This window comes from Nonomuraea salmonea, from assembly GCF_042428605.1.
Classification (GTDB): Bacteria; Actinomycetota; Actinomycetes; order Streptosporangiales; family Streptosporangiaceae; genus Nonomuraea; species Nonomuraea salmonea.
Map to the genome: position 1 here is coordinate 51,321 of NZ_JBHMCF010000041.1, position 15,306 is coordinate 66,626.

At 70.8% G+C, this 15,306-nt stretch carries 12 protein-coding genes; 2 read left to right on the top strand and 10 right to left on the bottom strand.

Annotated elements, in window-relative coordinates; genetic code table 11:
* Positions 1 to 17: 17 nt before the first annotated feature.
* Complete coding sequence (locus tag ACFFR3_RS37665; RefSeq protein ID WP_345385186.1) at positions 18 to 764, top strand: class I SAM-dependent methyltransferase; 747 nt, start codon at positions 18 to 20, stop codon at positions 762 to 764.
* Positions 765 to 769: 5 nt separating this feature from the next.
* Here the strand turns inward: ACFFR3_RS37665 and ACFFR3_RS37670 are convergent, their stop codons facing one another.
* The 10 genes from ACFFR3_RS37670 to ACFFR3_RS37715 all read right to left on the bottom strand — a co-directional run bounded on the left by ACFFR3_RS37670 (position 770) and on the right by ACFFR3_RS37715 (position 8,366).
* Positions 770 to 2,221, bottom strand: a complete 1,452-nt coding sequence (locus tag ACFFR3_RS37670; RefSeq protein WP_379484683.1) for a dihydroorotase — start codon at positions 2,219 to 2,221, stop codon at positions 770 to 772.
* Positions 2,222 to 2,237: 16 nt separating this feature from the next.
* Positions 2,238 to 3,014, bottom strand: a complete 777-nt coding sequence (locus ACFFR3_RS37675; RefSeq protein ID WP_345385183.1) for an ABC transporter permease — start codon at positions 3,012 to 3,014, stop codon at positions 2,238 to 2,240.
* On the bottom strand, positions 3,011 to 3,796 hold the full coding sequence (locus tag ACFFR3_RS37680) for an ABC transporter permease (protein WP_345385182.1): 786 nt from the start codon (positions 3,794 to 3,796) through the stop codon (positions 3,011 to 3,013). The genes ACFFR3_RS37675 and ACFFR3_RS37680 overlap by 4 nt, the downstream gene beginning before the upstream one ends.
* A complete protein-coding gene (locus ACFFR3_RS37685; protein ID WP_345385181.1) occupies positions 3,793 to 4,770 on the bottom strand; it encodes an ABC transporter substrate-binding protein in 978 nt (325 codons plus the stop codon). Before ACFFR3_RS37685 ends, ACFFR3_RS37680 begins: the two co-directional genes overlap by 4 nt.
* Positions 4,771 to 4,885: 115 nt before the next feature.
* Complete coding sequence (locus tag ACFFR3_RS37690) at positions 4,886 to 5,647, bottom strand: ABC transporter permease (RefSeq protein ID WP_345385180.1); 762 nt, start codon at positions 5,645 to 5,647, stop codon at positions 4,886 to 4,888.
* Entirely contained in the window at positions 5,644 to 6,420 is a 777-nt protein-coding gene (locus ACFFR3_RS37695; protein ID WP_345385179.1) for an ABC transporter ATP-binding protein, read from the bottom strand. Before ACFFR3_RS37695 ends, ACFFR3_RS37690 begins: the two co-directional genes overlap by 4 nt.
* Position 6,421: 1 nt before the next feature.
* Entirely contained in the window at positions 6,422 to 6,826 is a 405-nt protein-coding gene (locus tag ACFFR3_RS37700; RefSeq protein ID WP_345385178.1) for a DUF1048 domain-containing protein, read from the bottom strand.
* Entirely contained in the window at positions 6,823 to 7,158 is a 336-nt protein-coding gene (locus ACFFR3_RS37705; RefSeq protein WP_345385177.1) for a PadR family transcriptional regulator, read from the bottom strand. Before ACFFR3_RS37705 ends, ACFFR3_RS37700 begins: the two co-directional genes overlap by 4 nt.
* Before the next feature lie 130 nt (positions 7,159 to 7,288).
* Entirely contained in the window at positions 7,289 to 7,873 is a 585-nt protein-coding gene (locus ACFFR3_RS37710; RefSeq protein ID WP_364383965.1) for a hypothetical protein, read from the bottom strand.
* A gap of 13 nt (positions 7,874 to 7,886) precedes the next feature.
* Entirely contained in the window at positions 7,887 to 8,366 is a 480-nt protein-coding gene (locus ACFFR3_RS37715; protein WP_345385175.1) for a zinc metalloprotease, read from the bottom strand.
* 502 nt (positions 8,367 to 8,868) lie between these two features.
* Between ACFFR3_RS37715 and ACFFR3_RS37720 the strand changes: the two genes are divergently transcribed.
* Positions 8,869 to 15,165 carry an RHS repeat domain-containing protein gene (locus tag ACFFR3_RS37720; protein WP_379484684.1) on the top strand — a complete coding sequence of 2,099 codons (6,297 nt, stop codon included), beginning with the start codon at positions 8,869 to 8,871 and terminating at the stop codon, positions 15,163 to 15,165.
* Positions 15,166 to 15,306: the final 141 nt, after the last annotated feature.

A 15,306-nucleotide genomic window follows, 5' to 3' on the forward strand; every position in this document is an offset into this window, starting at 1 on the left:
GATGCTGGGATGGGGACATGTCCCAAGCGCAGCTGTACGACACCATCGGAGCCGGCTACACCGTCACCCGGCGCACGGAGCCGCGCATCGCGGCCCAGATCGAGGCGGCGCTCGGCGACGCCAGGACCGTGCTGAACGTCGGCGCGGGCACCGGCTCCTACGAACCGGCCGGCCGCCATGTCCTCGCGGTCGAGCCGTCGGCGCTCATGCGCGCGCAGCGCGCCCCCGGCGCGGCCCCCTGCCTCATCGGCACCGCCGACCACCTGCCCTTCGACGACGGCGCCTTCGACGCCGCGATGTCGGTGTCGTCCCTGCACCACTGGCCCGACCCGATCGCCGGGCTGCGCGAGCTGCGCAGGGTGGCGCGGCGCGTGGTGGTGTTCACCCACGACACCAGCCGCGCCGGGTGGCTCGACCGGTTCTGGCTCACCCGTGACTACCTGCCCGAGGTGGCCGATCTGCTGACCGGCCGCCCCTCGCTGCCCGAGCTGGCCGAGGCCATCGATGCCAGGGTGGAGCCGGTGCCCATCCCGTGGGACTGCGCCGACGGCTTCTTCGAGGCGTTCTGGCGGCGGCCCGAGGCGTACTTGGACGAGCGGGTGCGCCGCGGCGTGTCCGTCTGGACCAAGGTCGGGCCGGACGCCGAGCGGCGGGCTGTGCACGACCTGCGCGCCGACCTCGGCTCGGGCCGCTGGGCCGAGCGCAACCGCGACCTCCTCGACCTCGACGCGGCCGACCTCGGCCTGCGCCTGCTCATCGCCTGACGGTCTCAGCGGCCGGGCCGCCGCAGGTAGCGGCCCACCGGCGGGCCGACGATCTTGCCCGACTCCAGCACCCGATGCCCCCGGACGAAGGTGTCGGTGACCTTGGCCGTCATCGGGAAACCTTCGAACGGCGTGTACTCCTGCGCCGACTCCGACTCCTGCGCCCGCACCGTCCAGGCGTGCTCGGGATCCACCAGGCACAGGTCCGCGTCGTAGCCGGGCGCGATCGTGCCCTTGCCGCGCAGCCCGAACCGCCTGGCCGGGTTCCACGAGGTGAGCGCGGCGATCCTGCCGTAGGGCAGGCCACGGCGGCGGCCCTCGCTGATCAGGCCGGGCAGCAGGTACTCGGCGCCGCCGAAGCCGGCCTTGGCCAGGAACACGTCGTCGCGCGGTTCGCCGAACTTGGTCTCGTCCCTGCAGCAGGCGTGGTCGCTGACCACCCAGTCCACGGTGCCGCCGAGCACGTGCCCCCACAGCGCCTCGACGTCGGCGCGCGGCCTGATCGGCGGGTTCACCTTGCCGCCGATCCCGGCGGCGGTGGAGACGTCGGCCAGCAGGTGCCCGATCGTCACCTCCCGGCGGAAGTCGATCTCGGGGAACGTCGCGGCCATCCGTACGGCGGCGTCCATGGCCTTGGCGGACGACAGGTGCAGCAGGTTCACGGTGGCCAGGCCGGTCTCGTGCGCCAGGTACGCGGCCACGAACACCGCGAGCCCCTCGGAGTGCGGCGGCCGGGAGGCGCTGTAGGCGGCCAGCCCGCGCAGCTCGCCCGCCTCCTCCACCAGCCGGGTGTAGGCGGTCATGATCTCGGCCGTCTCGCAGTGCAGCGACAGCGAGATCTCCCCGGCCAGGTCGGGCCGCGCGCGCCGGAGCGCCTCGACGCCGCGCATCACGAACTCGAAGTGGGCGTGGTCGTAGCGCTCGCCCTCGGGGAGCATGAGGAAGGAGCGCTGGTCGTCGGAGCGGCCGTGCAGCCCGTGCCCGCCGTAGAACATGAAGATCTTGAACGACGGCACCCCGAACCGCTCGACCAGCTCGGGCAGCTCGGCGATGTGCGCGCCCGACATCGGCGCGAGGTGGAAGCCGTAGTCGACGTACGCCCTGCCCTCGGCCTGGGCCAGCACCTCGGGGAAGAACTCCGCGTACGGGCCGCCCCTGTTGAGGTAGTACTGCCCGGTCCGCATGTACGTCAGCGCGGTCGTCACCCCGCCCTGCGCGCTCGCCCTGCTCTCCGAGGCGGCGTCGGCCGGCAGCGGGTTGTAGATGCCCCAGTGCTGGTGGGCGTCCACGACGCCGGGGAAGGCCAGCCGGCCGCCACCGTCGATCACCTCGGCGGCGCCGGACAGCCCGAGCCCCACCCGCTCGATGCGGCCGTCCGCCAGCGCGATGTCGGCTTCGACCGGGTCGTCCCGGTCCGGCGTGACGATCCTGACGTTCTTCAGCAGCAGGTCGGTCATGGCGGGGGAGCCCTCCTCAGGCGGGACGGCGGGCGTCGTGGTGCCAGGCCAGCACCTTGCGCTCCACCGTCAGGAACAGGGAGTTGAACGCGAAGCCGAGCACGCCGAGCAGCAGCACGGCCGCCCAGATGGCGGGCATGTCGGCGTTGCCCGAGGCCAGGTTGAGCAGGTAGCCGATGCCTTCCGTGCTGGCCTTCAGCTCGGAGATGACCATGAGGATGAGCGCCAGCGAGACGCTCAGCCGCAGCCCCGCGAAGATCTGCGGCGCCGCCGCCGGCAGGATGACCCGCCACAGCCGCAGGTGGGCGGGCAGGCCGAAGACGACCGCCGTGTCGATCTTGAGGGGGTCCACGTGGCGGGCGCCGTCGATGGCGTTGAGCAGGATCGGCCAGACGATGCCGAAGACGATGGTGGCGACCTGCACCTGCGGCCCGATCGGGAACAACACCAGGAAGACGGGCAGCATCACCGGCGGCGGCACCGCCCGCCCGAACGCGATGAGCGGCTCCAGGCAGTCGGCCAGCCAGGCGATCCTGCCGATCGCCACCCCCAGCCCGACCCCGGCCGCCACCGCGATGGCCCACGACCCGATCACCCTGACCAGGCTGGGCAGGAAGTGGCCGGCCGCCTCGTCGGTGAGCACGTAGGGACCCGAGAACCACATCTCGTACGCCCGCGACACCACCAGCACGGGACCGGGCAGGTACGGGGTGGCCAGCCAGGCCGCCAGCACCTGCCATCCGGCCAGCACGACGGGCACCAGCCAGAGCCGCTTGACCAGGGTGACGATCATGTCTGCCGCCACCTGAACAGCCGCCGCTCGGCCCTGGCCAGCAGCGCGTTGGCGGCGAGACCGATCGCGCCCGACCAGATCAGCACCGCGATGACGTCGATCAGCGCGTCCATGCCGATGCCGGTGCTCGCCTGGATGAGGAAGCCGCCGATGCCGGTCGAGCCGCCCACGACGTACTCCACGCTGATGGCCAGGATGAGCGCGACCGAGGCGGCCAGCCTGACCCCGGTGGCGACGAACGGGGCCGCGCTGGGCAGCAGCACCCACACCACCACCGCGCCGCGGCCGAACCCGAACGACCGCAGCGTGTCCTTGGCCAGCGGGTCGGCGTCGCGCACGCCGTACAGGGTGTTGATGAGGATCGGCCAGGACGCGGCGAACGCCACCAGCGCGATCTCGGCGTTCAGCTCCGGCTGGATGAAGAACAGCGCCAGCGGGATCAGCGCCACCGACGGGATGGGCCGCAGGAACTCCACGAACACCCGCGTCATCTCCTCCAGCGCCGGCACCGTCCCCAGCAGCAGCCCGGCGGGGACGGCGATCAGCGCCGCGAGCGGCAGCCCGAGCGCCGCCGCGGTGAGCGTGCCGCCGAGCCCGGCGAGGAACTCGGGGTCGGCGGCCAGCTCGGCCGTCCTGCCCAGCGTGCCCGCGGCCGGCGGCAGCCAGCTCACCAGGCCGGACATGCCGAGCGCCTGCCAGGCGAGCAGGAAGGCCGCCACGCCCGCCACGTTGCGGGCGTACCTGGCGCGGGCACGGCGGCCCGCGGCAGGCGCCGCCGTCATCCCTTGGGCGCCGCGTAGATCATGGAGCTGACGTCCATCTTCTGCTTGAGCAGCCCCGCCTCCAGCATCAGGTCGGCCACCCGCTGGATGTTGCGCGCGTCCAGCGTGGTCGGGTAGGCGCCCAGGTTGATCGTCGCGGCCGTCTCGGCCGGGATCTTCGTGTACGTCGGCAGGATCGCCGTCACCGCGCTCTTGTCCGTGGCCGCGATCTGCTGGGCCTTGGCCATGGCGCGCTGGAACGCGGCCAGCGTCTCGGGGTTGTCCTCGGCCCACTTCCCGGTGGCGGCCCAGCCGGTGATCGGCAGGTTGGCGGTCGGGCCCGACATGGTGTCGAGCAGCATGGTCGCGCCGAGCTGCCGTTCTGCCTGGCTGAGGTACGGGTCGGTCATCCAGACCGCGTCCACGCTGCCCTTGTCGAGCGCGGACAGCCACTCCGTCGTCGGGATCACCACGTACTGGACGTCGTCAGGGGCGAGGCCGGCCTGCTTCAGATGCGGGCTCATGGTGAGCGTGCCGAGCCCGCCGATCACGTTCACGCCGATCTTCTTGCCCTTGAGGTCGGCGACCTGCTTGATGGGGGAGTCCTTGGCCACCATGACGCCGAACGCGCCGGGCGCGCCCTGGTAGGAGTCGGCGATGTAGACGAACTTCTCGGTGCCCTGCTCCTGGATCGTCAGGATGGTGGCGTAGCTGCCGAGGACGACGTCCATCTGGCCGTTGGACAGTTTCGGGAGCACCGCCTGCGGCGCCTGGATGGGCTCCTGCTTGACGTCGAGGCCCTCTTCCTTGAAGAAGCCGCGCTCCATGGCGATGAACAGCGGCGCGGAGTCCGCGCCCGGATATTGCCCGACCAGCAGGCTGGTCTTCTTCTGCGGCGGGCCGCCCTCGTCGCCCGAGCCCCCGCCGCACGCGGTGAGGGCGAGTGCCATGGCCACGCCTGCTAACACGCTGAGTGCCGTACCACCTGGTCTCATGGCCTGACTCCTTGGGGCAAGGGAAAGTGACCGAGCTCGTGGTGACGCTGAGCCAAGAGTAGGCACGATCGGCGACCCCCGGTGTAACGATCATGTTCCATCCGGGGCCGCCGGGTCAGGTGACCTTGCGGCGGTAGGTGGCCATGGCGAGGACGTAGACGACGACGAGCAGGCCGGCGCACCAGGCGACGGCGGTCCAGACGTCGGCGGCGGCCGGATGACCGGCGAACAGGCCGCGGATGGCGTTGACGATGGCCGTCACCGGCTGGTGCTCGGCGAAGGCGCGCAGCGGGCCCGGCATCGTGGCGGTGGGCACGAAGGCCGAGCTGATGAACGGCAGGAAGATGAGCGGGTAGGAGAACGCGCTGGCCCCGTCGGCGCTCTTGGCGGTGAGCCCGGGGATCACCGCGAGCCAGGTCAGCGCGAGCGTGAACAGCACGAGCAGCCCGGCCACGGCCAGCCAGGCGAGCACTCCGGCCGGCGAGCGGAAGCCCATCAGGAGGGCGACGACCACGACCACCGCGAGCGAGATGAGGTTCGCGACCAGCGAGGTCAGCACGTGCGCCCACAACACCGACGAGCGGGCCACCGGCATCGACTGGAAGCGCTCGAAGATGCCGCTCTGCATGTCGAGGAAGAGCCGGAAGGCGGTGTAGGCGATGCCGGAGGCGACCGTGATGAGCAGGATGCCGGGCAGTAGGTAGTCGACGTAGGCGACCTGGCCGGTGTCGATCGCGCCGCCGAAGACGTACACGAACAGCAGCATCATCGCGATCGGCATGATCGTCGTGGTGATGACGGTGTCGGGGCTGCGGGAGATGTGCCGCAGTGAGCGGCCCAGCATGACGGTGGTGTCGGAGAGGAAGTGGCGGGTCATCTTGCGTCCTTGGAGTCAGCGCCGACGAGGGTGAGGAAGACGTCTTCGAGCGTCGGCTGCTTCTCGACGTACTCGACCTCGGCGGGCGGGAGCAGCCGCCTGAGCCCGTCGAGGGTGTCGTGCACGAGGATCCGGCCCTCGTGCAGGATGGCGATGCGGTCGGCGAGCTGCTCGGCCTCGTCCAGGTACTGCGTGGTGAGCAGCACCGTCGTGCCCCGGCCGGCCAGCTCCTTGACCGCCCGCCACACCTCGATGCGGGCCTGCGGGTCGAGCCCGGTGGTGGGCTCGTCGAGGAAGATGACCGGCGGATCGCCGATGAGGCTCATCGCGATGTCGAGGCGGCGGCGCATGCCGCCGGAGTAGGTGCCCACCCGGCGCCCGCCGGCCTCGGTGAGCGAGAACCGGTCGAGCAGGTCGTCGGCGATGGCCGCCGGCCCGTCGAGGTGGCGGAGCCTGGCGACCATCACGAGGTTCTCCCGCCCGGTGAGTATCTCGTCCACGGCGGCGAACTGGCCGGTGAGGCTGATCGAGGCGCGCACGTCGGCGGCCTGGGTGACGACGTCGAAGCCGTTGACGGCGGCGCCGCCGGCGTCGGGCTTGAGCAGCGTGGACAGGATCCGCACGATCGTGGTCTTGCCGGCGCCGTTCGAGCCGAGCAGCGCGAAGATGCTGCCGCGCGCCACCTCGAAGTCCACGCCGCGCAGCACGTGCAGCTCCTTGTACGCCTTCTCCAGGCCGCGCACGCTGATGGCCGGCCCCTGCTGAGCTGTCATGTCAGGTCCCTTCCGCGTCGGGCCTGTCGTCCGCGACGCCGTCGATGGAGGTGGTCAGCCGGGTGCGCTCGCGGCCCAGCCACTGGCCCTCGGGGTAGTTGCGCAGGAACGTCTCGGCGAACTCGACGGGGTCGTCCCCGACGGTCTCGCGCACCGACGTCCCGCTGGCCGCGCTCTGCTCGAAGAGGTCGGCGAGGTCCTCCAGCATCGCCAGCAGGCTCTCGCCGGTGCCGGGGCCGAAGTAGATCATGTAGCGCTGCAGCGCCTCGACGGCCGTGCGGTGGCTGGCGGGCAGCCGTTCGACGCGCGCCTTGTAGTCGCGGTAGCGCTTCTTGTGCTCAAGCGGGCCGGTGACGATTTCGACGTAGCGTCGCAGGCCCTTCCTGGGCTCGCCTTCGGCGGTCATGATGGGTGGCCTCCTTCGCGGAGCTGTTCGAGACGTTCGGCGAGGAAGCTCCAGGTCCTCCAGAACTCGTCCAGGTGGTCGCGTCCCCGCGCGTTGAGGGAGTAGACCTTGCGTGGCGGGCCCTTCTCCGACGGCACCTTCTCCACGTCCACGAGGCCGCGCTGCTCGATCCTGACCAGCAGCGCGTAGACGGTGCCCTCGGCGATGTCGGAGAAGCCCTGCTCGCGCAGCCACGCGGTGATCTCGTAGCCGTACGCGGAACGGCGGGACAGGATCGCGAGCACGATGCCCTCGAGCGTGCCCTTCAGCATCTCCGTCGCTTGTTTGCTCATGGACGCCCTTCATCTACCTAGCAGCGTTAGGTACTGGTACATAGTAACGCTGAATACCGGCGGCGGCGCAAGTCCCGGGCAACACGAAAACGGGCCCGTCCTTCCGGACGGGCCCGTCAGCGGCGGTGGATCAGGAGAGCTTCTCCAGGTCGGCACGGGTCAGCTTGATGGTGTTCTCCGGCAGCGGCGACGGGTTCTTCGCCCCGTCCAGCGGATACTTCCCCTGGACCGGGTTGAGCAGCGCGGCGGGGGAGTCGGGGTAGGTCTCCAGGAACAGCACGTAGCCGCTGTCACGCTGCAGCGCGGTCGTGTTCTCCTCCTTGTACGTCACCCCGCCGAAGACCCCTCCGAGCTCCTTGACCTCGACGGACTGCCCCACCTTGGCCTCGCCCTTGTAGACCTGGAGCACCTGGGCGGTGTAGACGGTGATGACGGTCGCCGGCGGCTCGGGCTCGTCGCCCGTCAGCTTGGCGGGGGCGCCGGCATTCGGGTTGAGCTTCGGATCCGTCGTCGTGGGGTCGGGTTCGGCCACCTCCTGCAGGTAGCGCGGCTCACCGACGATGCGCGCCTCGACCACCAGGTTCGCCCGGTCGAAGAGCGCGTCGGCGCTTTCGTACTGGGGGTAGTCGGCACGGTAGAGTACGGGCTCCTCGTGCATGGAGCACGCGGACACGAACAGCGCAGTCAGGACGAGCGCGCCGAGACGCCTGAGCATGCGGCGGCCTCCTTTAGTAATAGGCGTTGACGTCGGAGACATCGTGTGGCTGCGGCTTGATCATCCCGTTGCGATTGCGGCTGTGATTCATGATGGACGTCACGGAGTTGTGCGCCAGGTTCAGCGCGTGCCCCAGTTCGTGGACGAAGACGCTGGTGACGAAGTTCGCCCAATTGGACGCGTCCCTGTTGATGGTCCTCGAATTGAGCTTGACGTACATGCACATGCCGCCGCAGCGCGTGTAGTAGCCGTACCACGTGTTGCTGTACGACTTCACCGTCAGGGTCGATCCCGAATTGCTGCTCTTGTAGAAGTTGGCCGGGCTCGACGTGGCGTTCCAGTTGCTCAACGCCCTGTTCAGCGGCGTCTGCCAGGTGCTGTTGTAGCTGTACGGATAAATGTGGATGCTGGCGATGTCCTGGCCGGTGCCGTTCCAGTGCGCGAGTGCCGGAGTGGTGCTCGCGGCCATTGCCAGAACGAGGGCGGCCGCCACCGCGGTGCCCCGTCGTGTGATACGCCCTAACGCTCCCGAAGGCATGTTGAATGGTCACCCCTTGGGTGTCGGAGGAGCCGCGCCTGATTTCCGGTGATGCGCCTGAAAAGGATTCCACGGGCCCGTGAATATGTGCGGAAAAATCTGACCGAGGCGCGTTGATCGGAGTATGCAAGTGGGGTGATCTTGTGTCAAGAGGCGAAATCCCGTGCCGCTCGCCGAGTCGGAGGGCGCGGGGGCCGGCCCGCCGGAGCCGTCTCCGGCGGGAGGTGCGGCGACGGCATGACGGTGAAAATTTTCAGTGGAGTCAGGGTGGATGAAAAAATCTGTGAGCAGAAGGAGCAAAACTCTGGACCTACGGCTTGCCGCAGGTGACGATGCGATCACCATCGTGATCGTCTCCTCACCCCCGGCGAGACCCGCGAGGGTCTCGCACCTCCGCACGGTCCGCCGGGCACCGCACACTCGCCCGGCGGCCGTCACGTAGCCCTGGAGAGCCCTCATGGATCTGCCGGACGAGTTATCCCTGCCCGCCTCCCGATGGAACGGCCTGCGCCAGAGACCACCGGACACCCCTGAGAGCGCGGACCCGTCGTGGAACAGGTTCGCGACCGCGGAGGCCAAGCCGCCCTCCCGCTGGCCCCGCAGGCTGGCCCCCCTCCTCACCGTCGTCCTGCTGGTGGACATGGCCTACGCCGTGCCCGCCGAGGCGGCGCCCCGCACGGCGCCCGCCGTCCAGCGGGAGCAGCCCGTGCCCGGTGGCAAGGTCCCGGTCAAGGCCCCGCTGCCCGACCCCGCCGCCAAGCAGGCGTGGAAGGCGGCTCCGGCCGTCAGCTGGCCCAAGCCGCAGAAGGCGGAGCTGGGCGGAACCACAACCGGAACCACAACCGGCGCCACAACCAGTGCCACAACGGGCGACACAAGCGGCGACACCGCGAGGACCACCACGGGCGGCTTCCCCGTGCGGCTGGCCCCCAGCACCGGCAAGTCCGCGAAGGCCGCGCAGGCGGCGGACACGGCCCCGATCGCCGTCGAGCTGCTCGACACCGACCTGCTCGGCCTGGCCATGCGCGTCACACCAGGCCAGGGCGTCACGGCCAAGGCGGCGCAGAAGACCCGCGTGGAGGTCGACTACTCCGGCTTCCGCCACGCCTTCGGCGGTGACTACGGCTCCCGGCTGCGCATGGTGAAGCTGGAGGAGTGCGCGCTCACCGGAGCCGACGGCTGCGCCGCGCCGCAACCCGTCAAGAGCGAGAACAGCGCGACGGCCGGCACGGTCACCGCGGAGGTCGAGACCAACGCCCTGTACGCGCTGACCGCCGCGCCGTCCGGACCGTCCGGCGACCACGCCGCGACCTCCCTGTCGGCGGCCTCCGACTGGAGCGTCGGCACCCAGTCGGGCGACTTCAGCTGGAGCTACGACCTGCGGTTGCCGCCGTCGCTGGGCGGCGAGGAGCCGGAGATCTCGCTCGGCTACTCCTCGCAGAGCGTGGACGGGCGCACGGTCTCCACCAACAACCAGACGTCCTGGGCCGGTGAGGGCTTCGAGCTCAACCCCGGCGGCTTCATCGAGCGCCGCTACAAGTCCTGCATGCTCGACGGCAAGAAGACCGGCGACCTGTGCTGGGACCAGGAGAACGCCATCCTGTCGCTCGGCGACTCGTCGGTCGAGCTGGTCAAGGACGCGAGCACCAAGCAGTGGCGGCCCAAGCGCGACGACGGCACCAGGATCGAGCTGCTCACCGGCGCCACCAACGGCGACAACAACGGCGAGTACTGGCGGGTCACCACGCCCGACGGCACCCAGTACACCTTCGGCCTGAACCGGCTGCCCGGCTGGGCCAGCGGCAAGCCGGAGACCAAGTCGGTGCAGACCGTGCCGGTGTTCGGCAACAACAGCGGCGAGCCCTGCTACAGCGGCACCCCGGCCAACGCCTGGTGCCAGCAGGGCTACCGGTGGAACCTCGACTACGAGGTGGACACGCACGGCAACGCCACCACGTACTGGTACGAGCGGGAGACCAACTACTACGGCCGCAACATGAAGCCGGAGCAGGGCACCCAGTACGTGCGCGGCGCGTACCTCACCCGCATCGACTACGGCTACCTGGGCACCGAGCTGTTCACCAAGCAGCCGGCCGCCCGCGTGGTGTTCGAGGTGGCCGAGCGCTGCCTGCCGAGCGGCTCGGTGACCTGCGCGCCCGACCAGCTCAAGAAGGAGACCGCGAGCCACTGGCCGGACGTGCCGTTCGACCAGATCTGCAACAGCGGGGTGAAGTGCACCGACCGCCTGGCGCCGACGTTCTTCACCCGCAAGCGGCTGGCCAAGGTCACTACGCAGGTGCGCGACTCCGCCGGCCAGTTCACCCCGGTGGACTCGTGGGCGCTGACGCACCAGTTCCCGGCTTCGGGCGACGGCATGAGCCCGGCGCTGTGGCTGGCCTCGATCCGCCAGACCGGCCTCGTGGGCGGCACGATCACGTTGCCGCCGGTGACGTTCACCGGCGTGCAGCTGCCCAACAGGGTCGACTCGGACGAGGGCAGGGCGCCGCTGGTCAAGTGGCGGGTCCAGGCCATCAACAACGAGTACGGCGGCGAGCTGCGCATCAACTACTCGGCCGCCGACTGCAAGCCGGGCGACGTGCCCACGGCCGACAAGAACAGCAGGCGCTGCTTCCCGCAGCGCTGGGCCCCGCCGGACGAGGCCGAGGTCACCGACTGGTTCCACAAGTACCTGGTGACCCAGACCGTCGAGGTGGACCGGGTGGCCGGCTCGCCGAGCGTGGTCACCGACTACGAGTACCTCGGCGGCGCCGCCTGGCACTACGCCGACAACATCCTCGTCAAGCCCGCGCACCGCACGTGGGCCGACTACCGCGGCTACGGCCGGGTCCGCGTCCGCCAGGGCGACGGGCAGGACGGCAAGCGCACGCTGACGGAGTTCCGCTACTTCCGCGGCATGCACGGCGACAAGCTGGCCGACGGCTCCAAGCGCAGTGTCCAGGTGGAGGACTCCGAGGGCGTCAAGAAGGACGACCTCGACCAGCTCGCCGGGTTCGAGCGGGAGGAGATCCTCTTCGACGGTGACGGCGGCGCGCTGCTGACCGCGACCGTCCAGGACGCCTGGTCGGCCAAGACGGCCGAGTCCACGCAGGGCGGCGTCACCAAGGCCGCGCACGTGGTGCAGCCCAAGTCCATGGTCACCCGCACCGCGCTGACGGGCGACAAGTGGCGGCGGACCGGCGAGGACCGCACGTACGACACCAAGGGCCTGCTGCTGCAGGTCGAGGAGAAGGGCGACCTGGCCACCGCGGACGACGACCAGTGCATCCGCTACACCTACGCCCGCAACGACTCGAGCTGGATGCTCGACTTCCCGAGCCGGGTGCAGAAGGTCGCGACGACCTGCGACACCGGCACGGCCAGGCTGGCCGCCGAGGAAATCCTGTCCGACGAGAAGATCCAGTACGACGGCCAGTCGCACGGCCAGGCCCCGACCAAGGGCGACGTCACCGCAGTGCAGGAGCTGGTCTCGCCCGACGGGCAGACGATCACCGGCACCGCGCTGACGTACGACGCCTACGGCCGCGAGCTCACCGAGACCGACCCGGTCGGCACCAAGTCCGTCACCGCCTACAACCCGGCCTCCGGCGCCCTGCCGACGGAGACCACCGAGACCAACCAGCTCGGCCACACCGAGCGCACCCTGCTCGAACCCGCCTGGGGCGAGCCGACCGCCGAGATCGACGCCGCGGGCAAGCGCGTGGACATGGAGTACGACGCGCTGGGCCGGCTGACCAAGGTCTGGCAGCCGGACCGCAGCAAGGCCGCGGGCCAGTCGCCCAGCACCGAGTACACCTACGTGGTGCGCAACGACGGCCCCAGCGTCGTCACCACCAAGACGCTCAACGCCGACGGCACCTACACGACCAGCCACGAGCTGTTCGACGGCCTGATGCGCGAGCGCCAGACCCAGGAACCAGCGCCCGTCGACGAGACGGCGCAGGACCCCGCGCTGCGCAACGGGCGCACGATCACCGACACCCTCTACAACTCCCAGGGCGAGGAGTACAAGGCCAACACCGGCTACTTCGCCACCGGCACGCCGTCCACCGACCTGTTCGGGGTGGCCGACGCCGCCGTGCCCACCCAGGTCGTGTCCGTCTACGACGGCGCGGGCGAGGTGACCGCCGAGGTCTTCAAGTCCAAGGGAGCGGAGAAGTACCGCGTCTCGGTCAAGGAGGAGGGCGACCGGCTGCACATCACGCCGCTGCCCGGCGACACCGCCACCACCAGGATCGGCGACGCGCACGACCGGCTCATCGAGCTGCGCCAGTACAAGGGCTCGACCCCGACCGGTGAGTACGAAGCCACCAAGTACACCTACGACCGCGCCGGCCGGCTGGCGACGGTGACCGACCCGGCGGGCAACGTCTGGCGGCACCACTACGACCTGCGCGGCCGCGAGATCAGGACGGAGGACCCCGACAAGGGCGTCACGACCACCACGTACAACGACGCCGACGAGGTCGTCACCACCACCGACGCCCGCGGCAGGACCCTCTGGTACGGCTACGACGCGCTCGGCCGCAAGACGCAGCTGCGCGAGGGCTCGGCCACCGGCACGCTGCTGGCCGAGTGGAAGTACGACGGGCTGGCCAAGGGCCACATGCACGCGGCCGTCAGGTACGTGGACGGCCAGGCGTACACCGCCGAGATCAACGCGATCGACGCCGACTACCGCACGCTCCGCCAGACCGTGACCATCCCGGCACGGGAGGGCAAGCTCGCGGGTTCCTACCAGCTCAACACCCGCTACACGGCCGACGACCAGGTCCAGTCGATCAGCTTCCCGGCGGGCGGCGGCCTGGCCGAGGAGTCGGTCGTCTACAGCTACGACGGGCTCAGCCAGCCGGTCAAGGTCAGCGGCCTGTCGGCGTACGTGAGCGCGGCCCGCTACAGCAAGCTCGGCGAGACCCTGCAGTACGAGCTGGGCGAGGGCAGCAAGAAGACCTGGCTGACCTACACCCACGACGAGGCCACCCGCAGGCTCACCAGCATGCGGCTGGACCGGGCCGGCGCGCCCGCCAGCGACCTCGACCTGTCCTACACCTACGACGCGGCCGGCAACATCTCCAAGATCGCCGATCGGGCCGCCCAGGACACGCAGTGCTTCACCCATGACCATCTGCGCCGCCTGACCTCGGCGTGGACGGCCACCGACGACTGCGCGAGCGGCGCCCCGCAGTCGGGCACGATCGGCGGCGTGGCCCCGTACGCGGTCAGCTACGCCTACGACGTCACCGGCAACAGGACGAAGGAGACCGAGCACGCCTGGGGCGGCGCGGCCGAGCAGGTGCGCACCTACACCTACCCGGCGGCCGGCGGCAAGCAGCCGCACGCGCTGCAGAGCGTCGGCGCCGACCTGTTCAGCTACGACGCCGCCGGCAACACCACCAGGCGCAAGGTCGGCAACGCCGACCAGAGCCTGGTCTGGGACGCCGAAGGCAACCTGGAGTCGGTGACCGAGGGCGGCAGGACGACGTCGTTCATCTACGACGCCGACGGTGACCGGCTGCTGCGCAAGACGGCCACCGACGCCACCCTGTTCATCGACGACATGGAGCTGCGGCTCGACTACGCCAAGAACACCGTCGAGCAGACCCGGTACTACACCATCGGCGGCGAGGCCATCGCGGTCCGCACGCCGGACAACCAGGTCTACTTCATGGCCAACGACCACCAGGGCACCGCGCAGGCCATGGTGAACGCCGGCACCGGGGACGTGGCGATCCGCCGGCAGACCCCCTTCGGTGAGGATCGCGGGTCACCACCACCGTGGTGGCCGGGACAGCGCGGCTTCGTCGGCGGCACGAAGGACGCCACGACCGGGCTCGTGCACCTCGGAGCCCGCGAGTACGACCCGGCCAACGGCCGCTTCCTCTCGGTGGACCCGATCATCGACGAGGGAGAGCCGCAGCAGCTCAACGCCTACGCCTACGCCAACAACAGCCCCGTCACGATGAGCGACCCCGACGGCCAGCTCGTCTGGTTCGTGGTCGGCATCGCGGCGCGGATCGCGGCGCGGGCCATCGCGAGGAAGCTGGCGCAGGCCGCGGCGCGGCGGGCGGCAGCGGCGGCGGCCAGGCGGGCGGCGCTCGCCGCGGCCCGGCGCAGGGCCGCGGCCCTGGCCAGGAAGCGGGCCGCCGAGGCGGCCAAGCGACGGGCCGCCGAGGCCGCTCGCAAGCGGGCCGCAGCCGAGGCCAGGAAGCGCGCGGCGGCGGCCGCCAAGAAGCGGGCGGCGGCCGCGGCCAGGCGGAAGGCGGCGCTGGCCAGGCAGCGGGCCGCCGCGGCGGCGGCCCGGCGACGGGCGGCGGCAGCGGCACGGCGGGCCGCGGCGGCCCGGCGGCGTGCGGCCGCCGCACGCAGGGCGGTCACCCGGCGGGCCAGTAAGCCCAAGGCCACGGTCCGGCACCGTCCCGCCGTCCGGCCGACCAGCCGCAAGGCCGTGCAGCGGCAGTCGCCGCCCAAGGCTCAGCGCACGCCGCCGAACTCGTCTCAGCCGCGCGGGCTGAGCGAGACGCAGAAACGCTCGATCGACGAGCAGCTCGGGCGGGTGCGGCCCACCGGTTCGCACACCAGGACGACCCCCAGGGAAGCCGACGGCATCGCTCACCAGGGCACCGGGTGGGGCCCGGCGAGCAAGCCGTACTCCTCGGAGACGCCGCGCTCGAAGATGCCGACGGTGGCCTACCGCCTCTGGCAGATCTTCCGCTCGCCTGCGGTGCCGCCCAACTAGAAAGGAGTCAGCTCCCCGACGAGGAGACACCGAGCCCCCGCCCCGGACGAACACCCGTCCAGGGCGGGGGCTCCCCGCGTTCCACGGCCGCCCGTGAAGGGCAGGGGCTCCGCGCGCTTCACGGCTGCCCGCGTTTCACGG

Bases quoted from the DNA above. Each gene is read 5' to 3' on its own strand.
- ACFFR3_RS37690 (WP_345385180.1), bottom strand. From the start codon at position 5,647: ATGACCCGCCACTTCCTCTCCGACACCACCGTCATGCTGGGCCGCTCA.
- ACFFR3_RS37685 (WP_345385181.1), bottom strand. From the start codon at position 4,770: ATGAGACCAGGTGGTACGGCACTCAGCGTGTTAGCAGGCGTGGCCATG.
- ACFFR3_RS37675 (WP_345385183.1), bottom strand. From the start codon at position 3,014: ATGATCGTCACCCTGGTCAAGCGGCTCTGGCTGGTGCCCGTCGTGCTG.
- ACFFR3_RS37700 (WP_345385178.1), bottom strand. From the start codon at position 6,826: ATGACCGCCGAAGGCGAGCCCAGGAAGGGCCTGCGACGCTACGTCGAA.
- ACFFR3_RS37665 (WP_345385186.1), top strand. From the start codon at position 18: ATGTCCCAAGCGCAGCTGTACGACACCATCGGAGCCGGCTACACCGTC.
- ACFFR3_RS37695 (WP_345385179.1), bottom strand. From the start codon at position 6,420: ATGACAGCTCAGCAGGGGCCGGCCATCAGCGTGCGCGGCCTGGAGAAG.
- ACFFR3_RS37705 (WP_345385177.1), bottom strand. From the start codon at position 7,158: ATGAGCAAACAAGCGACGGAGATGCTGAAGGGCACGCTCGAGGGCATC.
- ACFFR3_RS37720 (WP_379484684.1), top strand. From the start codon at position 8,869: ATGGATCTGCCGGACGAGTTATCCCTGCCCGCCTCCCGATGGAACGGC.
- ACFFR3_RS37670 (WP_379484683.1), bottom strand. From the start codon at position 2,221: ATGACCGACCTGCTGCTGAAGAACGTCAGGATCGTCACGCCGGACCGG.
- ACFFR3_RS37710 (WP_364383965.1), bottom strand. From the start codon at position 7,873: ATGCTCAGGCGTCTCGGCGCGCTCGTCCTGACTGCGCTGTTCGTGTCC.
- ACFFR3_RS37680 (WP_345385182.1), bottom strand. From the start codon at position 3,796: ATGACGGCGGCGCCTGCCGCGGGCCGCCGTGCCCGCGCCAGGTACGCC.